Raw genomic sequence first — 6,556 nt, 5'->3', positions numbered from 1 at the left:
AAAAAACATATAAAATCTGCTAATAATTCCTTTTGGAAAAATACTATCTAAGCAAAACTATTGTTATTATCGAGTGAGCTTATTAAGAGGTTTAAGCATGAATCTAGATAAATACGTTAAAACAGATATAGACGATGGCAATGGTCACATTTGGCTTAAATTTACGAATGATTCAGGTAATAATACTTTTGCTTGTAGTCAATGTGGCTATTTGAGACGGGTAGATAGTAATAATCGCCCACTAAACAAAAAGTGTGTTGGTAAAGTGAAAATCACGCTGCGTTAAAATTGAGATTTACAAAAACAAAATAAGAGCCAACATAGGGCTCTTTCTTATTTCATGGGGCTTTTACTGGCTTTACGGAATCAGTGTTGGAATCCAATATTTTTTAGACTACCCAACCATTGCGTAATTAATAACTTATTCCTTAGAGCCCTTTTTCTTTAGGCACACCGCCAACAATCTGAAATGGTATCCAATGGTTAACCCATTTTTCTTTGGTACCACGTTTGCCCAACCAGTAAAAGTTCCAGTGAGGAACCCGTGGATGTGGTTTTTTGGTACCTTTGTAGTTGCCAGACTTTAGATCTTCATCGCGCTTTAGGATCGCTTCATTGATCTTTTTATTTGTTTCGGTACCAACAATAGTCGGCTTGTACTTATTGGCCTCAAATAAACGCAATTCACGCTTAATCAGCTCTAATTTAGGCCTGGCTTGTGTTGTTTCTGGTGTTAATGGTCTGAGATCTGGTTCTTTTTGGCTGAACCATAGAATCAAATTGATTAGCTTCTTCTGCAGTTCCATGAACGTGTTAATTTCTTGTTCATCTGGCAAGTTCTTTTCATCAAAAAACGTATCAATGAAATCGGTCATGCAGTCCTCAACAGTTGATTCAAAATCATCATCATCAGGGAAGTGCATGGTAATGGTTTTTGCTAAGCCAGTATCGGTATATACCGTGGTAAATAGCACCTTGCGATCGTTCAACGTGTTTTTCGCAAAAATAACACCGACCACTTGTTCATTTTGCACGTAGAGATTGGCATTGTCGGTTTGAACGTAGATCGCAATATCAGGTAGGTTTAATAGGAAACCGGGGATACTGCGGTTGTACTCGGTCTTTACAAGCATTTGAATGACTTGATCTTCAAACCGATAAATATTTTTGGTTAGGCTCCATGAGCCAAGAGTAATGATTTCACCAATGTTGCAAGGTAGCTGATTGATAAATGAGAGTGGGATTTCTTGGCCAGTGGCTTGAACACCCATAATGGTACTGGTGCGTTTCATTCGTTCACGCCAGATAGGATCTCGACAATCTAGTGCAGCATATGTCCATTCATCACCACTGATTAGGCATTCGTGCAGATCTTTACTGTTTTGTCGTGCGATCGCATAAGCTTCTACACGTTTCATTAAGCCATTGAGGTTAAGCTTCACATGTTCTAATCGCGCTGTGATGACTTTAAGTGGTATTCCTATCTTTGGATCTAAATCTTTATTTCTCATGTTGAGCAACCAGGATCTACATCAGATCAATATCTGAAAAAATTTCGTTGAAAAAAGGACTTTAAAAGTCCTTTCGATTAGGCGTGAGCACTATTATTACAAGGCGGTGTAAACAAAGTACCATCTAAGCGGATCATTCCAAAGCCGTAGGTTTTATCACGACCAATACCATTGAGCCATGCTGTTTTAAATAGCTCTAAATCACCAACAGTCGCACTAAATGAAATATCTATGGTCTGGACTGGAATATTCAAAATGCTGAGCTGTGGTCCACATTGTTGCTCAATTATAGTGACATCCAATAGACCTTTGCTACTAAGAGCGTTTTTGGTGAATTCGGCTGCTTCATCTCCAGTTAGATTTTTACGCTTCTTACCTGAATTGCCTTTGGGTTTTTCGCCGTGGACCGATATGTATTCTTCAATTTCTTGGCGGTTAAAGCTACATTCACGGTTAAGAGGAACCATGATTTTTCCAGTGATTTGCTGACCGTGCGAAATTTCAATGTATTCTTTGGCCATTGGGATTTTGACGTCCGATACGCACGTTCTTAAATAGATGTGCTTGCCATCTGTAAAAAATATGACTTTTGCGGAACAGAATGTCTCGACCTTATTTCGTTTAAACATTTCTCTAAAAATGTACTTGAACAAGTTCTTTTCATTTTCAGGATGTGTAAGGGCAAAACAATTGGCTGTTAGTTTTATGTTATTCAGACTCATTTCGATATCCAGTTTTCTATAAACAGCATTATTAAGAACCATTGCCTTTAAATAGCGCCTTATTGACAATAAGGGTATTATTCAGCATTTATAAACGCTAAAAGTAACTTCTATGTGCATTTAACAAAAGTGGCTTATAATATACTTAAAACCCTCAAAATTGATATAGGAACACCAGTTTTGTGTGGAAGTAAAGCGTAACAATCATATTATGAAAACCAACCACAATTTATTAAACCTACACTTTAATGATACTTATTTTTTGTGTTGTAATTTTTTTTTAAAAAAATATATGCTTTGCTGATTATTTTAAACTATTGACTGTATTTTAAGCTGTGCGTAAACTTTAAACGTTGTTTTGTACAATCCACACCTAGTTTGATCCTGTTTGGACGACTGAAAAATGAACATAAAGAATAGAACTACGTTGCAGTTTTATGAAGAACTGCAGTTGGTGTATGACCGTTTCAATGAAAGGCTATTCAAAAATGAATTACCAGATTGTTTGATTACGCTTCAACGTATCAACAAAAATACCGGTTATTGGTCTGAGAATAGATTTGCTTCGACAGAAGATGATACGGCGTATACGCACGAACTGGCCCTTAACCCTGATTACTTTGGCACCCAACCATTGCTTAACATTTTTAAATGCTATGCACATGAGATGTGTCATATGAAACAAAGCATTTTTGGTGAGCCATCTAAACGCTCATATCACAATGCTGAGTTTGCGGCATTTATGCTTGAGATCGGTTTGATTATGACTGATGACGGCACAAAAGAAGGTCGCACGACAGGCGAGAAGATGACCGAAATCGTTGTACCTGATGGCTTGTTTATTCAAGTGTGCAATGAGCTAGTCGATGAAGGGCGTATCATCAAATGGTATGACAAGTACGCACCCAAAACGATTTCAAGTCTTGAAATGATTCAAGAGCAAGTGCAGTTGTTGGAGTCCATTCCGACTGCTTCTCCAAAGCTATTTCATATTGCCTTACTTGGCAATGAAATCAATTCAGCTTTGAAATCACCTAAAAAAGAGAAGCCAGTTGCCGAACCGTCAAAAGCACAAGATTCCCTCACTGGATATGCCATCCCAACAAGTGATGAAGAAGAGGAACCGACTCCCACTACAATGAATCCCTTTGATGTAGCGATCGGACTAATCGACATATCAAATACCGGTGCAAACCTTGGCGGTTATTATCCAACGGCTTTTGATGAAGATCCGTTAGATGATGACGACAAACCAATACCAGAACCTAAGGTTGTTAAACTTTATAAGGGTGAACAACCAAACGGCGATGATAACGAGTTTATTGTACTCAAAGAAACTATGATCGGTGGAACACTCTATCAAGAGCTTGGTTTAGCCAATTTTGAAGAGCCTGAGCCTGAGCCTAAGAAACAGACTAGGGCATCTTTTGCGTGTCCTGAGTGTGGCCGTGGTGCAACGTGTAGTCCTACTTTTAGATTATCGTGTACTGAATGTGAAGTTGAACTGGTACCATCAAAATCCATTGATAAAAGCCAGGTGAAGAAAAACAAAAAGGCTGCTAAAGCTGACCAAGGGGATGCAGAATGAAAACGATTGAAGAGCTTGGAATTCTGTTTTCTTCACACAAATACCGTTTTTATAACGAAAAAGACTTACAACTCGCGATTGAGCAAATGTTTATTGCCAATGAGATTCCGTATGAACGTGAGGTTCGTCTATCAAATAAAGACATCATTGATTTTACTGTTGAGCTTGATGTCGGCAAGGTGGGTGTTGAATTAAAAATAGATGGTGCACGTAACGCATTATTGCGTCAGATCAATCGCTATTTAAGCCATGACAGCATAAAAGCGCTCTATGTGGTTGGTACACCGTATTGGGTGAATAACATTCCAATCCAACTGAACAATAAATTTATTTACCGCCATCGTATTTTAGTGGGGGTCTTCTAATGTCTAAATCTTACGGCACCATTTCTCGTCAAGAAAAAAACTGGCACATTGAATGTGAACCACATGTTAAAACACGACTTAAGCGTGTATTCCCACAAGTCAGCCAACATGCATCAAAATTTATTGAGTTAAGCGATACGCCGTCTAATTGTCACGACCTACTTTGGTTTATTGAACGTTATCCAATGCATGTTGATGATCTTAAATACATGAAAGCGCAATCTAAGGCTTATGTGTCGCTAAAAGAAGATATTTTGGATGTGATGGACTATAAACGTCCGATCAAAACATTTGATCTTGCCGTGCCTCCATATGAGTATCAAAGAGCAGCTGCAGATCTACTACTTAATGTTAAAGGTTTGCTCTTGGGGGATGATTTGGGCCTTGGCAAAACAGCGAGTGGAATATGTCCGATGATTCTACCTGAATCGCTCCCGGCGCTTTTTGTGACAATGACACATCTTCCAATGCAAATTAAGAATGAAATTGAACGCTTTGCTCCGCACCTAAAATGTCACATCCTAAAGAAAGCATCGCCTTATCCATTGCACAAAGAGGGTGAAGCAGCACCCGATGTCATTATCACCAGTTATTCAAAGTTGAACGGTTGGGCTGAATATCTTGCCGGAAAGATTAAGTACGTAGTGTTTGACGAGATCCAAGAGTTACGGACTGGCTATACATCGCAAAAGTATTCCGCTGCTAAACTCATTAGTGACCAAGCTGAATTACGCCTCGGTCTATCAGCTACACCGATTTATAACTACGGTGATGAATTCTACAACATCATTGAAATATTGCGTCCAGATAGCTTAGGTACCGCTACCGAATTCGCTCGTGAGTGGTGTTCACACGAAAAACGTATTAATGATCCTAAAGCGTTTGGGATGTTTTTACGTGATGAAGGTCTAATGTTGCGCCGTACTCGAGCAGATGTAAATCGAGAGTTACCGCCAGTACAAATCATCCCTCAATATGTCGAAAGCGATCCTAAAGTACTGGATCAAATTAAGGGCAAGGCAATGGAACTGGCAAAAGTAATTTTAAGCTCTACTCAAGAATTCCAAGGGCAAAAGCTTCGTGCGACAGAAGAATTCAATATTATGATGCGCCAAGCAACAGGTATCGCCAAAGCGCCGTATGTCGCTGAGTTCGTGCGTATGCTTGTTGAGTCTGGTGAATCAGTCATGCTTTATGGTTGGCATCGAGATGTGTACAACATTTGGCTAGAACGCTTGGCTGAATTCAATCCTGTTATGTATACAGGTACGGAAGGACCTGCAGCTAAGGAACGATCTAAACAAGCATTCTTGAATGATGAAAGTAAAGTCTTCATTAGTTCATTACGTTCATCTGCCGGGCTTGATGGCTTGCAGTACCACTCAAAATGCAAAACATTTGTGTTTGGTGAGTTGGATTGGTCGCCTGGTGTTCATGATCAATGTATTGGTCGCTTAGACCGTGACGGTCAAATCAAACAGATCTCGGCATATTACTTGTTGGCTGATTCGGGTTCAGATCCAATTATTTCTGATGTCTTAGGCATCAAAAAAGGCCAGTTGGAAGGAGTTAAAAACCCGAATGGCGAATTATTTGAACATTTAATTACGGACGGTGGCGGTATCAAGCGCTTAGCCGAACACATACTGAATAAGAAGGTAGCTTAAGAGAAACTTTATGACTGAACTTTACCTAGCTTGTTTTAGAGATTCTGCTACAAAACTTCGGTATGACCAGGCCCTTTCGTTAAAAGATCGCTATATTCTTCTTCCTTTTGATATAGCCGATGCACATAAACTACCATGGTGCTATTTATGAATATTGAAATGCTTTTGTGTATGTCCAACTTAAATTGACCAACAAATTAGGTTCTTTATCCAAAGCGAATAGATCTGAATAAACATTAAAGTTTTTACCCAAAAATGCATTGTGTAAGAAGTGAATAAGGTCTAGATCCACGTAGTTAACCGTAGACACAATCTTTAAGTATTCAGATAAAGCTTTAAACATCGGTGTTAGCTCTGCGATGGCACGGCTAAACCGCTGTTCTGATTTATGCTCTCTATATTTTTCAAAGCCATTTTTCAAAATCCTTTTGAGCTCTGCATCATCAAATGGAATATTTGAATAAAACACACCAGTACTAAGATCTCCAAAATTAGACATAAAGTTATCAATCACGGGTAATTTACGTTCTAGAGATAAGCGCTGCGTTGATCTGATCAATTTAATGAATGAATAGAAAAACGGTAAGAAGCGTCTGTAGTAATCATAAATAACCTCCGCAAGCTTACGATCGCGAACATCAGCATTGATGGCTACACATTTAGGATATTGCGTAACAAAAATGGGTTTCTGCAGATAAATGAT

General features: G+C 38.9%; 7 protein-coding genes. 4 read left to right on the top strand and 3 right to left on the bottom strand.

Annotated elements, in window-relative coordinates:
• Positions 1–97 precede the first annotated feature (97 nt).
• On the top strand, positions 98–286 hold the full coding sequence (locus Aba26S_RS20190) for a hypothetical protein (protein ID WP_043974778.1): 189 nt from the start codon (positions 98–100) through the stop codon (positions 284–286).
• A 142-nt stretch (positions 287–428) separates the two neighbouring features.
• Here the strand turns inward: Aba26S_RS20190 and Aba26S_RS20185 are convergent, their stop codons facing one another.
• Positions 429–1,511 carry a hypothetical protein gene (locus Aba26S_RS20185; protein WP_038350038.1) on the bottom strand — a complete coding sequence of 361 codons (1,083 nt, stop codon included), beginning with the start codon at positions 1,509–1,511 and terminating at the stop codon, positions 429–431.
• Positions 1,512–1,588: 77 nt separating this feature from the next.
• On the bottom strand, positions 1,589–2,233 hold the full coding sequence (locus Aba26S_RS20180) for a type I-E CRISPR-associated protein Cas6/Cse3/CasE (RefSeq protein ID WP_227504916.1): 645 nt from the start codon (positions 2,231–2,233) through the stop codon (positions 1,589–1,591).
• 403 nt (positions 2,234–2,636) lie between these two features.
• On the opposite strand from Aba26S_RS20180, the gene Aba26S_RS20175 reads away from it, so the two are divergent.
• Genes Aba26S_RS20175 through Aba26S_RS20165 form a run of 3 tightly spaced genes read left to right on the top strand, consistent with a single transcriptional unit; the run spans position 2,637 to position 5,853 of the window.
• Positions 2,637–3,821 carry a SprT-like domain-containing protein gene (locus tag Aba26S_RS20175; protein ID WP_038350039.1) on the top strand — a complete coding sequence of 395 codons (1,185 nt, stop codon included), beginning with the start codon at positions 2,637–2,639 and terminating at the stop codon, positions 3,819–3,821.
• Positions 3,818–4,186 carry a hypothetical protein gene (locus Aba26S_RS20170; protein ID WP_005006108.1) on the top strand — a complete coding sequence of 123 codons (369 nt, stop codon included), beginning with the start codon at positions 3,818–3,820 and terminating at the stop codon, positions 4,184–4,186. The genes Aba26S_RS20175 and Aba26S_RS20170 overlap by 4 nt, the downstream gene beginning before the upstream one ends.
• A complete protein-coding gene (locus tag Aba26S_RS20165; protein ID WP_024160737.1) occupies positions 4,186–5,853 on the top strand; it encodes a DEAD/DEAH box helicase in 1,668 nt (555 codons plus the stop codon). The genes Aba26S_RS20170 and Aba26S_RS20165 overlap by 1 nt, the downstream gene beginning before the upstream one ends.
• A 145-nt stretch (positions 5,854–5,998) precedes the next feature.
• Here the strand turns inward: Aba26S_RS20165 and Aba26S_RS20160 are convergent.
• A partial coding sequence (locus tag Aba26S_RS20160) for a hypothetical protein (protein WP_043974774.1) occupies positions 5,999–6,556 on the bottom strand: 558 nt, incomplete at its 5' end.

The organism is Acinetobacter sp. NBRC 110496 (assembly GCF_000876115.1).
GTDB lineage: Bacteria > Pseudomonadota > Gammaproteobacteria > Pseudomonadales > Moraxellaceae > Acinetobacter.
The sequence above is the reverse complement of the archived record's forward strand: the minus strand, read 5'-3'. Positions and strand labels throughout refer to the sequence as shown.